This window comes from Bifidobacterium aesculapii (genome assembly GCF_001417815.1).
GTDB lineage: Bacteria > Actinomycetota > Actinomycetes > Actinomycetales > Bifidobacteriaceae > Bifidobacterium > Bifidobacterium aesculapii.
Genome location: NZ_BCFK01000035.1, coordinates 69,432 through 90,965, shown reverse-complemented (window position 1 = coordinate 90,965; position 21,534 = coordinate 69,432). Strand labels below are relative to the sequence as shown.

Here is a 21,534-nt window from a genome sequence, read left to right as displayed (position 1 = left end):
GTGGCAGCGTCTGCCACGCCGGCCACCCGACACCCGCCACGACGACGGTCAGCTGCGTTCGATCTCGACGCCGGTGGTGTTGATCGGCAGGTGGAGCGCGCGCCAGTGGCCGGAGGCCAGCTGGGAGGCGGCGACCTCGTCGATCGCGGCGCGGGCGTCGCCGTAATGCAGCACGAGCACGCACGGGCCGGCGCCGGAGACGGCGGCCGCGTAGCCCTTGGAGCGGAACAGCCTGATCAGCTCGGTCGACGGCGGCATCAGGCTTCCACGGTACGGCTGGTGGAGACGGTCCTGCGTGGCGGTGAACAGCAGCGCGTTGGCCTGCGCTGCGGCCGTGGCGAACGCGGCCGGGCTGACGGCGGTGCTTGCGCCCGCGACGCCCGCCGCGCCCGCAGCGCCGCCCAGCGACTCGGCGCCGCCCTGCGCGGCGGCCTGAGCGAGCACGACCGGGTTCATCGCCGCAGGCAGCAGCCCCACGCGCGAGACGTTGTAGACGGCGTCCTTGTGCAGGATCTCCTTGGGCAGCGCCTGACGCGCCTTCTCGGTGGACAGCTCGTAGTCGGGCACGAACACGGCCGCGGTGATCGCCGGGTCGACCGGGTAGTTGATCGTGTGGAAGCCGCCGTGCAGCGGTTCGCCGCCGGGAATGGCGACCGAACCGACGCCCTCGGCGGTCGTGAAGTCCCACGAGACGGTCAGTCCGCCGAACACGGCCGGCGCGACATTGTCCGGGTGGCCTTCGATGACCGCTGCCATGTCGAAGATGGCCGGACGGTTGAGCTCGCCGGGCTGCGCGAACGCGGCCGCCGCTGCGATGCCGGCGACGATCGCCTCGGCGGACGAACCCATGCCGCGCGCCTGCGGGATGTTGTTCGTCGCCTCGAGCGTGAAGCCGAGACGGCCGAGGCCGAGCGTGGCGCACGCGCGGCGGAACGTGGAGACGACCAGATGCGTCTCGTCGCGCGGCAGCGTGGTCTCGCCCTCGCCGTGGATGATGACGTGCGCGATGCCGTCGGACGGATCGTCGTTCAGTGTGAAGGTGAGCTCGTCATGGTAGTCGAGCGCGAGTCCGACCGTGTCGAAGCCGGAGCCGAGGTTGGCGCTGGTGGCCGGCACGCGCACGCGCACCTGGTTGCAGATGGGGTTCATCGTGCGCCGCGCCTCAGTCCAGCACGCGCAGGATGGACGGTTCGCCGGTGACGAAGTCAAGCGCCTGCACGGCCTTGACGGTCTCGCGCAGCGTGGCCTCGTCGGTCAGGTGAGTCACCACGCGCAGCTGCTGGATCTCGCCGTCGTAGCCCGGATCGGTGAGCGTGGGCTTCAGGTCCTGGTTCACGCCGTTGATGGAGACGCCGTTCTTCGCGAACTCGGCGGCGATGGCGGCGAGCACGCCCGGCTTGTCGTGAATGAGGAAGCGCACCGCGAACGCGGCCTTCGACGCGGTGATCGGCGCCTTCGGCAGGTCCTTGTACAGCGGGATGGACGGGCCGGTGCAGCCCGCGGCGATGTGGCGCGCGACGGTGACGACGTCGCCGACGACGGCGGAGGCGGTCGGCGCACCGCCGGCGCCGCGGCCGTAGAACATGAGGTCGTCGGCGGCCTCGGCCTTGACGAAGATGGCGTTGAACGAGCCGTGCACGGAGGCGAGCGGGTGGCTTTCGGGCAGCAGCGCCGGGTAGACGCGCGCGGAGACGCCGGCCTCGCCGTTCTCGACGACGGCGAGCAGCTTGATGACCTTGTGCTCGGCGGTGGCGGCGGCGATGTCGTCGGCGGTGATCTTGGTGATGCCCTCGACGGACACGTCGTCGATGGTGACGGGCGTGTGGAAGCCGAGCGTGGCCATGATCGCGGCCTTGTTGGCGGCGTCGTAGCCTTCGATGTCGCCGGTCGGGTCGGCCTCGGCGTAGCCCTTGGCCTGAGCGTCCTTGAGGACGTCGTCGAACTGGAGGCCCTTGACGGTCATCTCATCGAGGATGTAGTTGGTGGTGCCGTTGACGATGCCGAGCATGCTGGTCACCTTGTCGCCGACGAGGGATTCGCGCAACGGGCGCAGGAACGGGATGGCGCCGCCCACGGCCGCCTCGAAGTAGATGTCGACGCCCTTGGCCTCGGCGGCGGCGTAGATCTCCGGGCCGTACTTGGCGAGCAGCGCCTTGTTCGCGGTGACGACGGACGCGCCGGATTCGATGGCGGCGAGCACGAACGTGCGCGCCACGGTGGTGCCGCCGATCAGCTCGATGACGATGTCGGAGCTCGTGGCCACGTGCATCGTGTCGGTCGTGACGATCGACTGGTCGATCCACGGGAACTTCTCGGTCTCCTTCGGATCGAGGCAGGCAACGCCCGTCAGCTCGATCGGGCGGCCGATGCGGGCGGCGAGCTCGTCCTTCTGCTCGACGATGAGACGTGCGGTCTGAGAGCCCACGGTGCCGGCGCCCAACAGTCCGACGCGGATGGGGGTTGCGTTCTGGTCAGCCACGGAAATTCCCTTCTGCTGTATGACGGGTTTCCCGTCCATCCTACGGAACCTTTTCGACACGCCGGGCGGAAACGTCCACACGCGATGTGATGCAAACGGTTGCCCGAATCGGAACGTCAACCGCGCGTAGCGCTGAGGTCCGCAGCCGCAGGCGCGCCGGACACGCATTTATGCATACATTCTTAACGAATTGGTTGCGGGGCACGTCCGCAGTGACGTACCATGGCCTACTAAGCGGTGCTGCTTGAATTGCAGGGACGCACGGACCAATGACGGCCGGTGCGCTGCGGCAAAGACGACGCAGACAGGAATCCACCTCACCGCCGGAAATCCTCGTGAATGAGGGAGGTAGAAACACATGAAGGCCTATATCCAGCGACTCGGCCGGGCATTGATGCTGCCGGTCGCGTGTCTGCCCGCCGCGGCGCTCTTCCTGGGCATCGGCTACTGGATCGATCCGAGCGGCTGGGGCGGCGGCAACGTCATCGCCGCCTACCTGTGCAAGACCGGTTCGGCGATCCTCGACAACCTCGGCCTGCTCTTCGCCGTCGGCGTGGCCGTCGGCATGGCCCGCGAGCGCGACGGCGCGTCCGCGTTGTCCGGCCTGGTCGGCTTCATGACGGTCACCACGATCATGGGCTCGGCCTCGATGTTCCTCGGCTTCGACGCCGAGAACCCGCCGGCCGCGTTCGCCCCGGGCGCCATCGGCAACAAGAACGTGTTCTTCGGCATCATGGTCGGCTGCGTGGCCGGCTCGCTGTACAACAAGTTCCATAAGACCAAGCTGCCCGACTTCCTGGCGTTCTTCTCCGGCAGACGCTGCGTGCCGATTCTGACCGCGGCGCTGATGTCGGTGGTGTCGCTGCTGCTCCTGTTCATCTGGCCGCTCATCTACAACGGTCTGGTCTCCTTCGGCGAGGCGATCATGGGCATGGGTGCTGTCGGCGCCGGCATCTACGCGTTCTTCAACCGTCTGCTCATCCCCACCGGCCTGCACCACGCGCTCAACAACGTGTTCTGGTTCAACCTGGCCGGCATCGACGACATCACGAAGTTCTGGAACGGCGTGGGCGGCCTTGACGGCCAGACCGCGGCCGTGGTCGCCACCGGCGGCTTCCACCCGTGGGGCGAGTACGTCACCGGCATGTACCAGGCCGGCTTCTTCCCGATCATGATGTTCGGCCTGCCCGCCGGCGCGTTGGCGATCTGGCGCAACGCGAAGCCGCAGAACAGGAAGGCCGTCGGCTCGCTGATGCTCGCGGGCGGTCTGGCCGCGTTCCTCACCGGCGTGACCGAGCCGCTGGAGTTCTCGTTCATGTTCGCCGCGTTCCCGCTGTACGTGGTGCATGCGCTGCTCACCGCCCTGTCGGTGTTCGTCGCGGCCGCGTTCCAGTGGATCGCCGGCTTCAACTTCTCCGCCGGCTTCATCGACTGGTTCCTCTCGCTCAACGTGCCGCGCGCCCACATGCCGGTGATGCTGCTCGTGCAGGGACTCGTGTTCGCGGTCATCTACTACTTCGTGTTCGATTTCATGATCAAGACGTTCGACCTGAAGACCCCGGGCCGCGGCGATGACGACGAGTCCATCTCCTCCGCCGCCCTCGAGGACGCCGCTCCGGCCGCCGGCGCGGCCGCCGACAAGGAATCCGTGCTCGCCGCGAAGCTCTACGAGCTGCTCGGCGGCGCCTCGAACCTCGTCGACATCGAGAACTGCACCACCCGCCTGCGCCTGGGCGTCAACGACACCTCCAAGGTGGATGTGGACGCGATCCGCAAGCTCGTGCCGGGCGTCAAGGTGCTCGATGGGAAGAACATCCAGGTCATCGTCGGCACGCAGGTGCAGGCGGTGTGCGACGCGATGGAAGCGATCCACCGCAAGAACTGAGCCCGGCCGCACATGGCCGCGCATGGCACATATAAGGAGGATCCATCATGGGACTGTTCTCGAACCTGTTTCACAAGGATGACGCCGCGTCCGAACCGTCGGCGCCGGTCACCATCGTCGCCCCGGTCGACGGCGTCATCAAACCGATAGAGGACGTGCCGGACGATACGTTCGCGGCGAAGATCCTCGGCGACGGGTTCGGCGTGGTCCCCGCCTCCGGCACGGTGGTCGCGCCGGTCTCCGGCACGGTGACGACGGTCGCGAACGCGAAGCACGCGGTCGGCATCACCACGGAGCACGGCGTCGAGGTGCTCGTCCACATCGGCGTGGACACGGTGCAGTTGAACGGAGAACCGTTCGACATGCTCGTCGCCGCCGGGCAGACGATCACCGCAGGTCAGCCGATCGAACGCGTCGACGTGGAGGCGGTGAAGGCCGCCGGCAAACCCACCGACGTGATCGTCGTGTTCACCAATCCCGCCGTAATCGATTCGCTCGACGTGACCGCCACCGGCGAGATCACGGCCGGCGACCCAATCGGCACGATGACCACGAAGTAGTCCGCCATCGCAAACGAGGCCTCCGCACCGGCAACACGGTGCGGGGGCCTCGTCGTATCGTCCGACGTGCGCCAGTCCGGCGTGCAGACGCCGAACGCTCACTCGCTCACGTCGAGCGCGAGCAGGTCGTCGACGGTCTGGCGGCGCAGCATCACGTGCGCACCGCTCTCACCCACCGCGACGACCTCCGGAATCAGCGCCTGATTGTAGTTCGACGCCATCGTGCGCCCGTACGCGCCGGTGACCGGCACGGCGAGCACGTCGCCGCGATGCGTGTCGGCGGGAAGCCGCACCTCGTGCACGACGATGTCGCCGGATTCGCAGTGCATGCCGACGACGCGCGCGAGCATCGTCTCCGCCGAACCGCGCCGGTTCGCGAGCATCGCCGTGTAGTCGGCGCCGTACAGCGCCGGGCGGATGTTGTCGCTCATGCCGCCGTCCACGGACACGTACACGCGTTCCGTGATCGGATTGCCCTCGCGGTCGGTGGGCTGCTTGCCGTCGTGCGCGCTCAGCGTGACCGGCTTGACCGTGCCGACGCGGTACAGCGTGACGCCGGCGGGAGCGACGATCCAACGGCCCGGCTCGAAGCTGATCGCGGGCGCGGGCATGCCGAGCGCGCGGTTGACGGCCTTGACCGCGTCGGCGAGACGCTTGAGCTCGCGGTTCACGTCCATCGAATCCTCGCCGTCCGTGTACGCGACCGAGTAGCCGCCGCCCAGGTCGACTTCGGGCAGCGTGTACGCGTCGGTCGCATAGAACGTCTTGCGCAGCAGCATCATGCGCTTCGCCGCCTGGATGAACGCGTCGGCGTCGTGGATGTTCGATCCGATGTGCGAGTGGACGCCGACCAGTTCGAGCGTCTCATGGCGGGAGAGGATGTCCTTGAGCACGGCGAGCGCGGGCCCGTCGGCCACGGTCTCCATCGCGGCCGCGAGCGCCTTGTCGCCGTCGGAGACCTCGTCGAGGCTCAGGTCGTACGGGTATTTCACGTCGTAGCGTAGCTTGCGGCCGGCAGGCGCGTCGTGCGTTCCCGCACCGTCCGCGCCGTGCTTCTCGCCGATGCGCGCGTTGGTGACGGCGGGCGAGACGGACGCCGGGTCGGCGGCGAGCGTGTCGAGCACGCCGAGCGCGGCCGTGTCGGCGCCGGCGGGCAGCAACGGCACACCGAACTTCTGGTCCTCATGCGCGGTGGAGATGTACTCGTGGCCGCCCGCGTGGATGCCGGAGGTGACGCGCAGCATCACCTTGGCGCGTTTGCCGAGACGCTTCGCGATGCGTTCGATGCGTTCCGGCTCATCGGCCGAATCGACGACGATCTTCGCGAAATCGTGTTCGATGGCGAGGGCGATCTCCTCGTCGGACTTGTTGTTGCCATGCAGCACGAGGCGGCGGCCGGGCGCGCCGGCGGCGAGCGCGATGCGCATCTCACCCATCGAACAGGTGTCGACGAGCATGCCGGCGGCGGTGACGAGGCGCACGATCTCCTTGCTGAGGAACGCCTTGCCGGCGAAGCTCACGTGCGTGGTGGAGGTGTCGAACGCTTCGGCCGCGGCCGTGACGAAACGCTTCGCGCGGTCCGCGACCTCGTCGGTGTCGATGAGGTAGAGCGGGGAGCCGAATTCGTCGAGCAGCGATTCCGCGGTGCGCCCGTGGAACGTGAGCGCGCCGGTTTCGGGGTCGACGGCCGAGGCGGCCGGCCAGATCGGGGTGATGGGCATGACGGTTCCCTTCCCTTACATCTTCTCCGGGGCGGACACGCCGAGCAGGTCGAGGCCGGAGGCGATGACGGCCTGCACGGCGTCGTTGAGCTTCAGGCGGGCGGCGGCGCGGGCCGGTTCGGGGGCCTTGGCGATGCGCGCGGCTTCGCGTTCCTCTTCGCTGCCGCGCTCCTCGAGCCCGGTCAGATCCATCGGGACGACGCGCTCCACGTTGTACCACTTGTGGTAGGTGGCGGCGAGGTCCTCGAGGTAGCGGGCCACGCGGTGCGGGGCGCGCTTGTCGCCGGCCTCCTTGACGACGGCCGGCCACTGGGCGATCGCGGCGAGCACTTCGCCGTCGGCCTCGGTGTCGAGCAGCGAGAGGTCGGCGCCTTCCGTGGTGATGTTCGCGGCGGCGGCGTTGCGGTCCACGTTGCAGGAGCGCGCGTGCGCGTACTGCACGTAGTAGACCGGGTTGTCGTTGGAGTGAGAGGCGAGCAGGTTCAGGTCGATGTCGACCGGCGAGTTGTAGTCGGTGCGCGCGAGCGAGTAGCGGGAGGCGTCCACGCCGATCGCGTCGACGAGGTCGTCGATGGTGACGACGTTGCCGGCGCGCTTCGACATGCGCACGGCCTTGCCGTCCTTCATCACGTTGACGAGCTGGCCGATGAGGATCTGCATGTTCTCGCCCGGCTTGTCGCCGAACGCCTCGCACATGGCCATCATGCGGCCGATGTAGCCGTGGTGGTCGGCGCCGAGCATGTAGATGGCCACGTCGGCCGGATCGGTGGCGCGGTGTCGCTTGTTCCAGTAGTAGGCGATGTCCGCGGCGAAGTACGCGAACTCGCCGTTGGACTTGATGATGACGCGGTCCTTGTCGTCGCCGTGGTTCGTGGAGGCGAACCAGGTGGCGCCGTCCTTCTCGTAGATATCGCCGCGCTCGCGCAGCACTTCGATGGCCTTGGCGACCTCGCCGTCCTCGTACAGGCTGTTCTCGTGGAACCACACGTCGAAGTCCACGTGGAACTCCTTCATGGAGCGGCGGATCTCGTCGAACATCATCGGCACGGCGCGCTTGCGGAACTCCTCGCGCAGTTCGGAATCGGATTCGCCGATCGGATCGCCGTCCGCGTTGAGGCCTTGGTCCTCATGCTGGAGCGAGGTGAGGTCGACGCCGTCGGCCTTGGCCTCGGCCTCGACGCGGCGGGCGATCTCGTCGATGTACGCGCCCTTGTAGCCGTCGAACGGGGTTTCGGTCTGGTAGCCCTTGTCGCCGAGGTTGTTGTCGTGCGCCCAGGCGGCGACGAGCGACTTGGCGAAGCGGTTGATCTGCTCGCCGTGGTCGTTGAAGTAGTATTCGCGCACCACTTTGGCGCCGTTCGCCTCAAGCACGCGGGCCATGGAGTCGCCGGTGGCGGCCCAGCGGGTGCCGCCGATGTGGATCGGGCCGGTCGGGTTGGCGGAGACGAACTCGAGGTTCAGGGTCTCGCCGCCGAGATGCGTGTTGCGGCCGAAGGCGGAGACGCCGTGTTCGTCGCGAGGTGCGGCGAGCACCGCGTCCACCACAGCCGCGGCGGAGGCGGAGTCGAGCGTGATGTTGATGAAGCCGGGGCCGGCGACCTCCACCTTGGCGATGCCATCGGCGGCGGCGAGTTCGGCGGCGAACAGTTCGGCGAAATCGCGCGGCTTCATGCCGGCCTTCTTGGCGAGCTGCATCGCGGCGTTCGACGCCCAGTCGCCGTGCGCGCGGTCCTTCGGGCGCATGACGGCGAATTTGGCGACCGGGGGAATGAGATCTTCAGTGAGCTGACCGGCCTTTCCGGCGGCGACAAGCTCGTGGGCAATACGCGAAATGAGTTCGCTCAACGCTTCAGGATTCATTCTTCCAAGGATACCGGCCGCGCCGACTTCACGAATCGCGTCGCCGGCGCCGTTCCAGCAGGTGGTAGCCGAGATAGCACAAGGCGACGAACGGCACCATGTAATAGAGCGTGGAACGCTGCGTGTCGTCGAACGCGACGAGGACCAGCGCGCCGATGCACATCACGATCGCCGCCCACGGCAGAACCGGGAATCCCGGCGCACGGTAGCCGAGTTCGTCGGGCGTGTGGCCGTCACGTCTCCATTCGCGCCGGAATCGGATATGGCACACGCATACGGAGAACCACACGACCAACGTCGCCAGACCCGAGACCGCCACCAGCACGAGATACACGGTCGAGGCGGCCACCACCGAGGAGAGCAGGGCGAGCAGCGAGCCCGCCATCGAGAACAGCACGGCCCACACGGGCACGCCGTGGAAGTTGGTCTTCGCGAAACGAGCGGGAATCAAACGCTCCTTGGCGAGCGACCACACCATGCGCGAGCACACGTACAGGCCGGAGTTCGCGGCGGACAGCACGGCCGTCAGCACCACGAAGTTCATCACGTCGCCGGCGAACGGCATGCCGATCGACTGGAACACAAGCACGAACGGGCTCGTCTCCACGCCGGCCTTGTGCCACGGAATCAACGCGGCCATCACGCCGATCGAGCCGATGAAGAAGATCGCAAGACGCAGCACCGTCGTGTGCACCGCTTTCGGGATCGCCTTGCTCGGATCCTTCGTCTCGCCTGCGGCGACGCCCACCACCTCGGTGCCGGAGAACGCGAACACGACCGTCAGCAGCGTGGAGAACACGGGGGCGAACCCGTTCGGGAACCAGCCGTCGGCCGTGAAGTTGCCGAACAACGGCGCATGGCTGTAACCGGCGATCGGAATCGCGCCGAAGATCGCCAGCAGACCGATGAGAATGAACGCGACGATCGCGAACACCTTGATCGAGGCGAACCAGAACTCCGCCTCGCCATAGAGGCGCACGGAAAGAATATTGAGCGCGAACACCACCGCGATGAACACCGCGGACCACACCCACGCCGGCGAATCAGGGAACCACCGCTGCATGAGCAGACCGGCCGCCGTGAACTCGCTGGCGAGCGCCACCGCCCAGTTGAGCCAATAGAGCACGGCAATCACGAACGCGGTGCCGGGGCCGATGAACCGTTTCGCGTACATGTGGAAACTGCCCGCGTACGGCATCGCCACGGACAGCTCGCCGAGCGAGACCATCACGCAGTAGACGAGCACGGAACCGACCGCGTACGCGAGAATCGCGCCGAGCGGGCCTGCCTGATGGATCGTGTAGCCGGAGGAGACGAACAGTCCCGTGCCGATCACGCCGCCGAGCGAGATCATCGTCAGGTGGCGGGACTCCATCTTGCGCTCGAGACCGGTGTGGGCGGCGCCGCCCCCGTTTGCGTCCCTGCCTGTGCCGGCGTCGGTCATAGTGCTCCTTCCATGCGCCATCCGTGCGATGACGTACGACATGATAGCAACGGGGCGACGCCGGCTCGAATCAGTTCAAGGGATTCACAGGACGGCGATCGCGTCGATCTCGACGAGCGCGCCCTTGGGGATGTCGTTGCCGCCGAACGCGACGCGCGCCGGCTTCACGGAGCCAATGAACACCTCGGCGTAGCGGGCGTCGACCTCCTTGAAGTCCTCGACGTTCTTCAGGTAGATGGTGGCGCGGCACACGTGCTCGATGCCGGTGCCCGCGGTGTCCAGAATGCACTTGATGTTCTTCAGCGCCTGCGCGGCCTGCTCGCCCGCGGTCTCGCCCGCCAGTTCGCCGGTGGCCGGATCGATGCCCAGCTGGCCGGACACGAACACGAAGCCGTTGGCCTTCACCGCCTGGCTGTACGCGCCCAGCGCCGCCGGCGCCTCGGAGGTCGCGACCGCTTCCATCTTCTCGCTCATAATCGTCTCCTTCTTGTCGAAGTCGCTGTCTGGGGACGTCGCGGGGCCGTCGAAGCTTCGGCACGGATACCGCACGGAATCACGGCAAATCGTGACGGCACACGGCGTTCCGCCGCAAACATCACGACCGCGTGATGCCGCGTCGCCCGCTCCCCATACGACTGTTCTGTTGTGCGCCCACTACCGTACGGGCGGCTACGAAGCAGTGTAGTGAGCGCGAATGTTACGAACCGTCGCATTGCCCGTCATACGGTCACGCGCTGGCATGGCAGACAAGTCCGGAGCAATCGCCTGATTCTCGAGAGCGGCGGGTGATGGAATCGCGCAGGCGGATTGCGGTCGATGTGCGGGAGTATCCGCTAGGGGAGGATCCCGGCCGGACCCGCACGGGCAGAGTGCGGTCGGCGCTCAATGCAATCGGAATACGAACACGAACTGGTGCGATCTTGCGCGGAACTTGCGCGGTTTGGTCATGAACCTGCACGGTTTGGTCATGAACCTGCGCAATCGGGACTCGAACTTGTGCAGTCCGGTGGCGAACCTGCGCGATTGGGACTTGAACCTGCGCAGTCCGGTGGCGAACCTGCGCATGGGGGTCGTGAAGGCCGGCTTGCGCCGGATGGGGTAGTGTCGGTGGTTTCCTTGGTATTCCGGGCTTTTCGGAATATGGCGTACATGCTCCAACGCCTTGCGGAGGGCTTCTTTCAGCACCCCTGTGCGCAGGTTGGGGCTTGAACTGCGCAGGTTGGGGGCAAAACTGCGCAGGTTGCTGCCCGGATTGCGCAGGTTCGCCCGCCGACTGCGGGTTCGCCATCCAATTGCACAAGTCACGCCCCGAACCGCACAGGTTCGCAACAAACAAGGTTCCCCGCCCGAACAAACACAAGGGCATCCGGTCTCTGCACGGGGTTTGACACGCTGGAGTTTGAGCCCTAACCCCAATCTGCGGTTTGCGCGCCGCCCAGCTCGCCCCGTAACCCATGTTGTCCGCGATTCCGGATTTCATCCGAAGCCGACTATCCGGGTCATAGGCCAGAATGTCTGTCTGTTTTAGCTTGTTTCCCTTTACGGCAGTAGGCGTTTCCCCTCTTTGAGCTGCATGGGCGGGGAACTCGAGGTCAGCCGAAAACGACGAAACCCCGGACGAATCCGGGGTTTCCATGGCTCCTGCGACTGGGCTTGAACCAGTGACCGTCCGATTAACAGTCGGATGCTCTGCCAACTGAGCTACGCAGGAATATGTTCCATGCTCGGGATAACTCCCTCGCACAAGGTGAAGAGCATACACGGTTTTCCAAGAAAAGCAAATCCCGATGCCATGCTTCGGGGTGTCGCAGTCATAGCCGGGACTTCGCGATTGCCCTGAAGGCACAGCCATACCCACATCAAGCGCCGTGGACGCAACGCGCGACACAGTCGACATACAAGCCTGCAACAAGGAGCCGAAAGCACCACAACCGTTCCCATAGTCCACACCGCCACCCAATGACATGCCAACTGCACGCCCGCGCAGAATCCACGTTTTGCCCCTCGGTCCTCCGCAGCGCGCCTGAAGCCAAGGCGCCATCCAAACGCAAAAGGGGGCGCCGCATCGTTGATGCGGCGCCCCTGAACCGGTGGGCCCAAAGGGGATCGAACCCTCGACCTTCTGTTCCGGAGACAGACGCTCTATCCACTGAGCTACGGACCCAAAACCATGCCGCACGCCTCATGCGACGTGCAACTCCACTACTGTACACCACCCCTACGCCACGTGCGCCCGCGACACGGAAAGTCCCTAGCGCGCGGCACATCGCCGCACGGGAACAACCACGCCGCCGACCACGCCTCCGCCGACCACCCGCGCGACACCTCCCCCGCAGTCCACGGCCCGACCGCCCGAAACACAACAGTGCCGTACGGGCGGCATAATGGGTCAGCGTTCCGGCGCACGAACGCCGGCGCCATCGGATGCCGTCACATGACGGCGGAGCAGCAGAAAGGACGCACGCCCATGGGCAGCAGCACGTTTCGTTTGACCACCGCGTTCCGCCATGGGCGCACGAAGATCGACGACGTGTATTTCGAGGCGCCGTTCAAACTGATGACGCCGTTCACGAACGGCCGCCACTCCGATTTCATCGTCATGCTCGCCTCCCCCGGCTTCCTCAAAGGCGACGAGGCGCACATCGCCATCGATTTCGCGCCCGGCACGGATTCGACCATCAAAACGCAAAGCTACGAGAAGGTGCTGAACACCGCCGACGGCAAGGCGACACGCACCATCGACCTGACCGCCCGCGGCGACGCCAAGGCGGTGTTCTTGCCGTTCCCGGTCATCCCGTTCCGTGGCAGCACGTTCGAGAACCTCACGACGGCGCATATCAGCGCGGAATCGACGTTCGTCTACGGTGACGTGGTGACGTGCGGCCGCGTCGGCATGGACGAGCGCTGGGCGATGGCGCGCTTCACGAACCGTTTGCGCGTGACGGTCGACGAGCCCCGCGCCGTCACGGACGCCGTCGCGCGCGAACGTCGACAGGACCACCGCCGCGGCCGTCCGCGCAGCCAGGACGCCGCGCGGCTCGCGTTCGCGGACCGCATGCTGCTGGAACCGGAATCGTTCGACTATACGGGCCTTGGCATGTGGCGCGAATTCACGCATTGCGGCGTCCTGTACGTCCACCTGCCGGAAGCCGATCCGGCGGACGCGCCGGACTCGGCACCGGCTGCGGGCGTGTCCGGCGACGTCCGCACGGACGCGCCGGACATGTCGCCCGAAGCGGTACGCGCGCGCGTCGAACAGGCGCGCGTCGCCGCCGAGGACGCGCTGGTCGAGCGTATCCGCGCGCATGCGGATGCGACCGGTTTTGCGGGCGAACTCGGCGTGAGCCGCGCAATTAACGGCGTGTGCGTGCGCGTGCTCACGTCACGCGGCGACGACGCGTTCGGACTGATCCGCGACATCGCCGACATCGTGACGTCATCGTGACGTCATCGTGACGTCCCTGCGACGCCCCCGCGACGCCTCTGCCCTGACATCGTCGTCCCCCGATTTTCGCGACCGCAGAATCGGGGGATGACGGCGTGTTCCATATAAACCCGTGTTTCCCGCGGAATACCGGGGAAACACGGGCGAACGCGATGTTCGGTTCCACGCGGTTTCCGTCCTCCGATTCCCGCAATCGGGGAATCGGAGGACGACCGAAATCCGCCGGAGCGCTCAGAACAGGAAGTAGCGCTGCGTGAGCGGCAGCTCGTATGCGGGATCGGAGTGGACGAGCTCGCCGTCGACCGTCACCTGGAACGTTTCCGGATCGACCTGGATGTCGGCGAGGACGTCGTTGAACTTCAGATCCTTCTTGCCGGGCGTGCGGCAGCCGTGCACGGGCAGCACCTGACGCTGCAGGTTCAGCTTGCCCTTGATGTCGTCGTCGACGGCGGCCTGCGAGACGAACGTCGCGCACGACGAGCCGAGGGCACGGCCGAGCGCGCCGAACATGTCGCGGTAGTAGACGGGCTCCGGCGTGGGAATGGACGCGTTCGCGTCGCCCATGCGCGAGTAGGCGATGGAACCGCCCTTGATGACCATCTCCGGTTTCGCGCCGAACATGGCCGGCTGCCACAGGACCAGATCGGCCATCTTGCCGACCTCGACGGAACCGACATAGTCGGAGACGCCGTGCGTGATGGCCGGGTTGATGGTGAACTTGCTCACGTAGCGCTTCACGCGGAAGTTGTCGTTGCGGTTGTTGTCGTGTTCGTCCTCGGGCAGGGGGCCGCGCTGCTTCTTCATCTTGTCGGCGGTCTGGATGGTGCGCGTGATGACCTCGCCGACACGGCCCATGGCCTGCGAGTCGGAGCTCATCATCGAGATGATGCCCATGTCGTGCAGCACGTCCTCGGCGCCGATGGTCTCCGGGCGGATGCGCGAGTCGGCGAAGGAGATGTCCTCGGGCACGTTGCGGTCGAGGTGATGGCAGACCATCATCATGTCGAGATGCTCGTCGATCGTGTTGCGCGTGTACGGCATGGTCGGGTTCGTGGAGCTCGGCAGCACGTTCGGGAAACCGGCCGCGCGGATGATGTCGGGCGCATGGCCGCCGCCCGCGCCCTCCGTGTGGTAGGTGTGGATGGTGCGGCCTTTAAACGCGGCGATCGTGTCCTCGACGCAGCCGCCCTCGTTGAGCGTGTCCGTGTGGATTGCGACCTGTGTGTCGGTTTCGTCGGCGACGCCGAGGCAGGTGTCGATGACGGCCGGCGTGGAGCCCCAGTCCTCGTGGATCTTGAGGCCGGCCGCGCCCGCGCGGATCTGTTCGCGCAAAGGTTCGGGGCTGGAATCGTTGCCCTTGCCGAGGTAGGCGATGTTGACGGGCAGCGCTTCGGCCGCCTCGATCATGCGCGCGAGATGGAACGCGCCCGGATTGCAGGTGGTGGCGTTGGTGCCGTCGGCCGGGCCGGTGCCGCCGCCGATCATCGTGGTGACGCCGCCGGCGAGCGCGGTGCGCACCTGCTGCGGGGAGATGAAGTGGATGTGCGTGTCGAGGCCGCCCGCGGTGACGATGAGGCCTTCGCCGGCGATGGCCTCGGTGCCGGATCCGACTTCGAGACCGGGCGTGACGCCGTTCATGGTCTGCGGGTTGCCGGCCTTGCCGATGGCGCTGATCTTGCCGTTCTTGATGCCGATGTCGGCTTTGTAGATGCCGGTCCAGTCGACGATGAGCGCGTTGGTGATGACCGTGTCGGGCGATTCCGCGTCGAGTTGGACGGAGGATTGGCCCATGCCGTCACGGAACGATTTGCCGCCGCCGAACTTGAGTTCGTCGCCGTAATGCGTGTAGTCCTTCTCGACTTCGATGACGAGGCTGGTGTCGCCGAGGCGGACGCGGTCGCCCGTGGTCGGGCCGAACATGCCCGCGTAGTCCTTGCGTGTGATGATCCTGCTCATGGTTGTGTGTCCCTCCCTTCGGATTCCTCAGATTCCCAGAAAGCCCTGTTCCTTGGCTTTCCTGAACGCGGCCTCCTTGACGAGCGGATCGTCGAGCTGGCCGTCGACGAGCGCGCTGAAGCCGTGGATCTCGCGCGTGCCGCCGATGTCGATGAGGTGCACGCGGTGCGATTCGCCCGGCTCGAAGCGCACGGCCGTGCCGGCGGCGATGTCGAGACGCTTGCCGTACGCGGCCTTGCGGTCGAACTTGAGGTATTTGTTGACTTCGAAGAAGTGGAAGTGGGAGCCGATCTGGATGGGGCGGTCGGCGGTGTTGACCACGTCGAGTTCGATGGCGTCCTTGCCTTCGTTGATGGTGAGGTCGCCGTCCGCGAAGAAGTATTCGCCCGGCACGAGCTTCTCGGTCGATTCGATGGGGTTGTGGATGGAGACGAGCTTCGTGCCGTCCGGGAACGTGGCCTCCACTTCGACGACCTCGAGCATTTCGGCCACGCCGTCCATCACGTCCTCGGGCTTGAGGAGCGTGCGCCCGTACTGCATGAGTGCCGCGACGGTCGCGCCCTCACGCGCGCGTTCCACGCATTCGGAGGAGATCAGCGCGATCGCCTCCACATAGTTGAGCTTCACGCCGCGGCTCTTGCGCTCCTTGGCCACCTGCCCCGCCAAGTACAGCATGAGCTTGTCGGTCTCTCTGGGTGTAAGTCTCATCTGACCCCCGTTTTGTTGTGCGAACTTGCAGCGGCTTCGGTTTGCCTGCCCGGCTCCACAATTCGTGGGATGCCAGGCAGCCGAACCGCCGCCAGCCCAAGTTTTTAACGACCACGCGCCGCAAGGAGCCACGCCATTCCACGCCGCGCCCAACGACTCGACCAGAGTAGAACCGCTTTGCAAACGGGAGGTTTCATGAACTTTCACTCATCAATACGAATCTTATGATTCATGGCATAAACCAAACGCTTATCTATTATTTCATACTTTTGAGGTCTACTATTTGCATCAAAATCTTTGATGATTCCATATTCCTTCATAACGGAAATACGATTTTTAGCCGTTTGGTCAGATTTTTTTAAAACCTTGGATATATCTTTGACAGTAAAAATAGAAGAGGAAAGCTTAAAGACAAGAAATAAGACACGTTGCAAGGAAGACTCTTTATGTCCAGCATAGAAAGTATAATAATCAAAATCTGAAATAAACTTATTTGCACCATTACGGAATGCAGTATTAGAAAAAACCTTATCGCCGTCATCAATTAACGCTTGCTCGGCATATATTTTTTCCAATAACATAATAGCATACCGAGGCGAACCGGACGCTAATTCGATCACTTCCGCTACAGAAGATGCAGAATCATCAAAAATGTCAGCAAGGGAACGAATATCACCGGCAGAGTAATAATTAATCCGCCTATCGACAATCTCTCTAACTTGAGCATCCTCCCACGTAATATCTATCGCAGGGGTTTTGTCATATCGGACACCATCTTCCTGAAGACATTTTCGGAGCTTACTCCACAATGCGAACACAAGAGAAAACTCACTATTCGACAGAAGAGATAAATCCACCAGAATGTCATGGATGAACATACTGACATCAGGTATTTTTGAATTCAACTTCGCATATTCATCAATCTTATCAAAGAAAATAACCACCTGCCTAAATCCAAGACGTTTAATAATCTTTGCCAGCCGATCAAGAACCTTTCTCAGAGTCTCCACATCAATGGAATCTAAATCAAAATCACGAGAATTTAAGTTACTTTCATTTGCTGCAATCTCGTCCAACCTTGGAACAAATTCACGGTATGTTCTCTCATCGCAGGGAGGTAGATTTTGAACCGAATTACACCACACAGCAAAAGTTTGGGTAGTCGTACTTAACACTATATTCAAAAGCGGTCTCAAAATCTTGTTGTACGCATAAGAAGCACCAAATCTTAATAGCCTATTTCTCAAGCCATCAGCAAGACGCTTCGCCTCCTCCTTTTGAAGAAGACTCGCAAAAGAAACAAAGAATAACGACAAACAACGCTTATCTGCGGTGTTTAACTTATTTAAAAGATTCTTCTGTTTATCACACGCAGTCAACAACTCATCAATAAGTTCACGGATGACAAGAATCAAAAAATCTTTTTCATTATTTTTCAAAGCAACCGAATCATACGACTTAACAACGATAGAAAACACATTATCGTTATCAAAATCCGATTTCAGAAAATATATAAGCGCCGACTTTCCAACACCTCGATCACCAAAAATAAATTTACTCCTCCCATGAATCAAATCCTCTCTGATTGTTGCATAATACTTAGGCTTCACAAAAATCTTAGACAAGATATTCCACTCATCTTCCGCCGAATAGTTAGAAAACGGATTAGCATTAAAACCCATGCTCTCATACAATTCCATTAATTCACCTTTTCATGTTTTCTTATCTGACTATTCCGCATACGGACCCATGAATCTGGAGCCGTTGAGGTGGATCATGTGGTCTGGGGTGTCGGCGCACCAGGCTTCGGTTTCCCACGCAAGTTGTGACAAGTAGCGCTGCATGACCTTACGCTCTGGGAAACAGGAGACCAGCACCACTTTGTCCCATTGGTCTGCGAACAGCTCATGCAGTTCGACCTTTCGAGTCACGTCCACGGGGCCGTGTGTGCTGGCGGCCTCCATCAGGAACAGCCATTCGCGAGCGGCATCCCATGCGATCACATCCGGAGCCTTCCCGCGCGCCGGTAGACTGATGCCCAACTCGTCCATCATCGTGGCATCAACTACACCATGTTGATGGTCCGTATCATCGATATACAGCACTTGGCTTCCCGGAGCGAAGCGCGGCAGCATCTCTTCCACCATCTCTTTAATCAACAAGGACTGGCCTTTGGGAGACAGCCTTATGTCAACGCCCGACGGCAACGTCACCGGAGTCTTCGGCATATTACGACGTTCCTCGGCCAACGACTGATACGACTCATGCTCACTCAGAAACGCTTCGATATCCGATTCGAAATTCGTTCCGCCATAGCTCCGAATCGCCTTCAATGCGTCATCGGTCACTCGATAATTCCACTTCGGGGAATTCTGACTCCTATCCGGCTCATCGGCGTTCTCTTCGACGATGCCTGCGATGACGAACTGGTGAAGCGTAGATCGGCGAATCGTTTCACGCGTATTCGGTTTGTACTCCACTCCGAATTCGTCACGAATCCAATCCATGATGGCTCGTGTCCCCAACATCGGGTTTGCGGCATCCTTCCATGAATCACCCTGTTTCAGCTGCAGCAACGCCAACAGCGTCATCGCGCTGCGCTCGTTCATCCGCCCTTCATCGACATCGAACGAGCGCAGCAGATCCACCGCTTCGTCAATCAGCTTGCCTTCGCCCATGAAAACAACCCCCTCATCGCCTCGTCAATGAGATGCTGATTCGGCATGTCATTGAGTGACAGCATACCAGCCAGCGCGGCAAGTTGCGGTTTCGACGGGCACGGCATCTGACGCAGATCCGTGGCATTGATCTGCGTGCTGCCGGACACCTGCCGGTACCATTCGTCGATGATCGTAGACGACAGCCACAGCGTCAACCCGCGTGCGACCATATCATCGAGCGGAATCGTCTTACGCGACGTTCCTTGGTGCACGTAGTTGAGCTTGTTGTCCGCAACGAAATCAACATCGCTGGACAGATACGAAGCATAGATACGACGATTCTGCTCTTTGGCGGAGAATCGATTCACCAGACAGTAGCCGCCCGCCGGAAGCACGACGTGACGGCCATCGGCCTCGCCAGTCACCCACTGTTCGCGATCGCAGTCGACCGGATGCCGCATCACCAACCCGCACTGATTATCGGACCAGTACAAAGGGTGACCGTCCGGCTCCGCGACGCTCGACAGCACGTCACGATTACGGAACCACACCAGCTTGCCGGTGGACACCCACAGTCCCTCATCGGACAATGTTTTGAACCCGGACAGTCTCGCATCCTGCTGCCGGATACGCAGAATACGGTCGCTCCCCATCGTGAGCGCCTTCAACGCCACCATGTCGGCCGGCTGCTGCGCCAACGGCATCATCGGAGACGCGTCCGCAATCACCATAACTTTCTTCGTCTGCGGCCTTTTGGACACCTTCAACAGCATGATCTCCTGCAGGATGCTCATATCCTTGAAATGCTCCTGACGCGAACCGTACACGGCCAACGCGTCGAGACTGCATTCGTGCAGCATCCACTTGCGGAAATCCTTGAAATAGTCGCCGTTCATCCACGAGCGCGGGATAATCGCCACGCACTCCCCGCCTTCGGCGAGCGACTGAATCGCAATGACCAGAAACGCGGTGTACAGGTTCGTCACCTTGACGTCGCCGGCGCTCGTGGGAATCACGGTCGGACTGGTCTTCTTATACGGAGGATTAAGAATCACGCGGTCGAATCGCGGTTCCAGCGGAACGTCGAACACGGAATCGTTGATGACCGTAACGTCGCCGCATACCTGACATAGCGACGTTTCGGACATCGCCGCAAGCCGGTCGTCCTGTTCGACGGCGACCACGCTGCTGCCGCTCGCCGCATGTTCCGCAGCGACGGCGCCGAGGATGCCGGAACCCGATCCCAAGTCGAGAATCCGGACCGGACGTTCGCAGGGCGTGAACAGTTCCACCGCTTGCCGGGCGACAGGCATGGGGGTCAGGAACTGTTCCCACTGCTGCTGCCGCTCGGGCTGGAGCGAGGCCGCGGCCTCGTCACGAATCTGCGCGATGGAATCGGAAGTCATAGACATCAGGATAGCTGGCCAGATAGGAAGCGCGAAGGAAATGCTCAATGCGCTTGCCTGAGCGTTCGACTTTGTGACATCCGACCTATACGAGTCTGCCGCTCTCACTCCTCTCATACCTTCTTTTTCACGCCGACACCAATCACACAATCCTGTGCCCACAAGGTAGCATGGACGCTGCCGCCGCGCGTGGGGCTTTCCGCGCGGCACCTGAAGAGACCCGGCAAGGGGAGAAAGAAAGGAAGCAGGATGTTCGGCTTCTGTCATCGGAAGGACATCGGAACGACCACGACCGCACGCACATCGTCGCGCGTCACGGCACCACTCGCCGCCGCAGCGGCGCTCGCGTTGGCGGCGACGCTGCTCGTCGCGCCGACGCCGGCGCTCGCCGCGGACGGCGCGGGCACGATCGGCACCATCGCCGCCTCCACCGGCGGCACCACCGCCATCGCGGCCACAACCGCCACCGAGGATTACGCGGGCAAGCCCGCGACCGAGGTGCTGGCGACGCTCAAGACCAAGGGGCGTGCGCCGAAGACCGGCTACGCGCGCACCCAGTTCGGCGCGGCGTGGGCGGACGTGGACCATAACGGCTGCGACACCCGCAACGACATCCTCAAGCGCGACCTGACGGGCACGACCTTCAAGTCCGGCACGCACGACTGCATCGTCACATCGGGCACGCTCGAAGACCCGTACACCGGCAAGACCATCAGTTTCAAACGCGGCAACAAGACCAGCAGCGCCGTGCAGATCGACCATGTGGTCGCCCTGTCCGACGCGTGGCAGAAGGGCGCGCAGAAGTTGTCCGCATCCCAGCGCAAGCAGCTCGCCAACGACCCGTACAACCTGCTCGCGGTCGACGGCCCCGCCAACCAGCGGAAAAGCGACGGCGACGCGGCCACCTGGCTGCCGAAGAACAAATCGTTCCGCTGCGAGTACGTGGCGCGGCAGATCGGCGTGAAGGCGAAGTACTCGCTGTGGGTCACCAAGGCGGAACGCAAGGCGATGACGAAGATCCTCAACACCTGCCCGACCCAGACCGTGCCCTCGGCCGACGGCACGCAGGCGGCCGCCGACGAGGCCGCGAAGCAGGCGGCCGAAGCCGAAGCCGCGCAGCGCGAGGCCGAAGCGCAACGTCAGGCCGCCGAGGAGGCGCAGCGCCAGGCGGAAGCCCAAGCCCAGACCCAGCAGCAGGAGGCCGACGTCTACTACCCGAACTGCTCGGCCGTACGCGCCGCCGGCAAGGCCCCTCTCTATCAGGGCCAGCCCGGCTACTCGACCAAGCTCGACCGCGACCGCGACGGCGTGGCCTGCGAGTAGTCCACCCACATCCGCCGAGGCGGACGGGGCGGCATTCCGCAGCCGCGCCCGCCCGCTCCGCCCACCCCCGCACGCCCCAGTACCGAA

The 21,534-nt window shown here is 63.4% G+C and carries 16 protein-coding genes and 2 tRNA genes; 4 read left to right on the top strand and 14 right to left on the bottom strand.

Going from position 1 to position 21,534, the window contains the following annotated elements; translation table 11 throughout:
* Window positions 1–48: 48 nt before the first annotated feature.
* Together BFAL_RS05655 and BFAL_RS05650 are read right to left on the bottom strand one after the other, a co-directional pair.
* Complete coding sequence (locus tag BFAL_RS05655) at window positions 49–1,149, bottom strand: homoserine kinase (RefSeq protein ID WP_055427447.1); 1,101 nt, start codon at window positions 1,147–1,149, stop codon at window positions 49–51.
* Window positions 1,150–1,162: 13 nt separating this feature from the next.
* Window positions 1,163–2,518 (bottom strand): homoserine dehydrogenase, encoded by a 1,356-nt coding sequence (locus BFAL_RS05650; protein ID WP_370696061.1) that lies wholly within the window; start codon window positions 2,516–2,518, stop codon window positions 1,163–1,165.
* Window positions 2,519–2,837: 319 nt separating this feature from the next.
* On the opposite strand from BFAL_RS05650, the gene nagE reads away from it, so the two are divergent.
* The gene (gene nagE / locus BFAL_RS05645; RefSeq protein ID WP_055427446.1) at window positions 2,838–4,364 is read left to right on the top strand and encodes an N-acetylglucosamine-specific PTS transporter subunit IIBC; all 1,527 of its coding nucleotides are present in this window, start codon (window positions 2,838–2,840) and stop codon (window positions 4,362–4,364) included.
* Window positions 4,365–4,411: 47 nt separating this feature from the next.
* On the top strand, window positions 4,412–4,924 hold the full coding sequence (locus BFAL_RS05640; RefSeq protein ID WP_055427445.1) for a PTS sugar transporter subunit IIA: 513 nt from the start codon (window positions 4,412–4,414) through the stop codon (window positions 4,922–4,924).
* A 98-nt stretch (window positions 4,925–5,022) separates the two neighbouring features.
* On the opposite strand, the gene BFAL_RS05635 is transcribed toward BFAL_RS05640, so the two are convergent.
* From BFAL_RS05635 to BFAL_RS05605, 7 genes are all read right to left on the bottom strand, one after another.
* Window positions 5,023–6,645 (bottom strand): diaminopimelate decarboxylase family protein, encoded by a 1,623-nt coding sequence (locus BFAL_RS05635; protein WP_055427444.1) that lies wholly within the window; start codon window positions 6,643–6,645, stop codon window positions 5,023–5,025.
* A 15-nt stretch (window positions 6,646–6,660) separates the two neighbouring features.
* On the bottom strand, window positions 6,661–8,505 hold the full coding sequence (gene argS / locus BFAL_RS05630; protein ID WP_055427443.1) for an arginine--tRNA ligase: 1,845 nt from the start codon (window positions 8,503–8,505) through the stop codon (window positions 6,661–6,663).
* A gap of 28 nt (window positions 8,506–8,533) precedes the next feature.
* Window positions 8,534–9,949 (bottom strand): amino acid permease, encoded by a 1,416-nt coding sequence (locus tag BFAL_RS05625; protein ID WP_055427442.1) that lies wholly within the window; start codon window positions 9,947–9,949, stop codon window positions 8,534–8,536.
* A gap of 84 nt (window positions 9,950–10,033) precedes the next feature.
* On the bottom strand, window positions 10,034–10,423 hold the full coding sequence (locus BFAL_RS05620; RefSeq protein WP_055427441.1) for a Rid family detoxifying hydrolase: 390 nt from the start codon (window positions 10,421–10,423) through the stop codon (window positions 10,034–10,036).
* Between the two features lie 408 nt (window positions 10,424–10,831).
* Window positions 10,832–11,254 (bottom strand): hypothetical protein, encoded by a 423-nt coding sequence (locus BFAL_RS10985; RefSeq protein ID WP_152973553.1) that lies wholly within the window; start codon window positions 11,252–11,254, stop codon window positions 10,832–10,834.
* Between the two features lie 330 nt (window positions 11,255–11,584).
* A tRNA-Asn gene (locus BFAL_RS05610) sits at window positions 11,585–11,660 on the bottom strand.
* Between the two features lie 380 nt (window positions 11,661–12,040).
* Window positions 12,041–12,113: transfer RNA gene (locus BFAL_RS05605), tRNA-Arg, on the bottom strand.
* A gap of 303 nt (window positions 12,114–12,416) precedes the next feature.
* Here BFAL_RS05605 and BFAL_RS10660 point away from each other — a divergent pair.
* On the top strand, window positions 12,417–13,394 hold the full coding sequence (locus tag BFAL_RS10660) for an urease accessory protein UreD (protein ID WP_160319041.1): 978 nt from the start codon (window positions 12,417–12,419) through the stop codon (window positions 13,392–13,394).
* Window positions 13,395–13,625: 231 nt separating this feature from the next.
* On the opposite strand, the gene ureC is transcribed toward BFAL_RS10660, so the two are convergent.
* From ureC to BFAL_RS05580, 5 genes are all read right to left on the bottom strand, one after another.
* Entirely contained in the window at window positions 13,626–15,350 is a 1,725-nt protein-coding gene (gene ureC, locus BFAL_RS05595; RefSeq protein ID WP_055427439.1) for an urease subunit alpha, read from the bottom strand.
* Window positions 15,351–15,377: 27 nt separating this feature from the next.
* Window positions 15,378–16,058 carry an urease subunit gamma gene (ureA, locus tag BFAL_RS05590; RefSeq protein WP_055427438.1) on the bottom strand — a complete coding sequence of 227 codons (681 nt, stop codon included), beginning with the start codon at window positions 16,056–16,058 and terminating at the stop codon, window positions 15,378–15,380.
* Window positions 16,059–16,261: 203 nt separating this feature from the next.
* Entirely contained in the window at window positions 16,262–17,758 is a 1,497-nt protein-coding gene (locus BFAL_RS10980) for an anti-phage protein (RefSeq protein ID WP_152973552.1), read from the bottom strand.
* A 30-nt stretch (window positions 17,759–17,788) separates the two neighbouring features.
* Window positions 17,789–18,736 (bottom strand): BsuBI/PstI family type II restriction endonuclease, encoded by a 948-nt coding sequence (locus BFAL_RS05585; protein WP_055427437.1) that lies wholly within the window; start codon window positions 18,734–18,736, stop codon window positions 17,789–17,791.
* A complete protein-coding gene (locus BFAL_RS05580) occupies window positions 18,718–20,391 on the bottom strand; it encodes an Eco57I restriction-modification methylase domain-containing protein (RefSeq protein ID WP_236691681.1) in 1,674 nt (557 codons plus the stop codon). The genes BFAL_RS05585 and BFAL_RS05580 overlap by 19 nt, the downstream gene beginning before the upstream one ends.
* Here BFAL_RS05580 and BFAL_RS05575 point away from each other — a divergent pair.
* Window positions 20,374–21,447: a GmrSD restriction endonuclease domain-containing protein gene (locus BFAL_RS05575; protein ID WP_082440403.1), complete on the top strand. Its 1,074-nt coding sequence runs from the start codon at window positions 20,374–20,376 to the stop codon at window positions 21,445–21,447. The genes BFAL_RS05580 and BFAL_RS05575 overlap by 18 nt on opposite strands.
* Window positions 21,448–21,534 lie beyond the last annotated feature (87 nt).

Coding starts and splice junctions, on each gene's coding strand:
- ureA (WP_055427438.1), bottom strand. CDS start 16,058: ATGAGACTTACACCCAGAGAGACCGACAAGCTCATGCTGTACTTGGCG.
- BFAL_RS10660 (WP_160319041.1), top strand. CDS start 12,417: ATGGGCAGCAGCACGTTTCGTTTGACCACCGCGTTCCGCCATGGGCGC.
- BFAL_RS05650 (WP_370696061.1), bottom strand. CDS start 2,518: ATGGACGGGAAACCCGTCATACAGCAGAAGGGAATTTCCGTGGCTGAC.
- BFAL_RS05655 (WP_055427447.1), bottom strand. CDS start 1,149: ATGAACCCCATCTGCAACCAGGTGCGCGTGCGCGTGCCGGCCACCAGC.
- BFAL_RS05625 (WP_055427442.1), bottom strand. CDS start 9,949: ATGACCGACGCCGGCACAGGCAGGGACGCAAACGGGGGCGGCGCCGCC.
- BFAL_RS05575 (WP_082440403.1), top strand. CDS start 20,374: ATGTTCGGCTTCTGTCATCGGAAGGACATCGGAACGACCACGACCGCA.
- BFAL_RS05635 (WP_055427444.1), bottom strand. CDS start 6,645: ATGCCCATCACCCCGATCTGGCCGGCCGCCTCGGCCGTCGACCCCGAA.
- BFAL_RS05580 (WP_236691681.1), bottom strand. CDS start 20,391: ATGACAGAAGCCGAACATCCTGCTTCCTTTCTTTCTCCCCTTGCCGGG.
- nagE (WP_055427446.1), top strand. CDS start 2,838: ATGAAGGCCTATATCCAGCGACTCGGCCGGGCATTGATGCTGCCGGTC.
- BFAL_RS05620 (WP_055427441.1), bottom strand. CDS start 10,423: ATGAGCGAGAAGATGGAAGCGGTCGCGACCTCCGAGGCGCCGGCGGCG.
- BFAL_RS05585 (WP_055427437.1), bottom strand. CDS start 18,736: ATGGGCGAAGGCAAGCTGATTGACGAAGCGGTGGATCTGCTGCGCTCG.
- ureC (WP_055427439.1), bottom strand. CDS start 15,350: ATGAGCAGGATCATCACACGCAAGGACTACGCGGGCATGTTCGGCCCG.
- BFAL_RS10980 (WP_152973552.1), bottom strand. CDS start 17,758: ATGGAATTGTATGAGAGCATGGGTTTTAATGCTAATCCGTTTTCTAAC.
- BFAL_RS05640 (WP_055427445.1), top strand. CDS start 4,412: ATGGGACTGTTCTCGAACCTGTTTCACAAGGATGACGCCGCGTCCGAA.
- argS (WP_055427443.1), bottom strand. CDS start 8,505: ATGAATCCTGAAGCGTTGAGCGAACTCATTTCGCGTATTGCCCACGAG.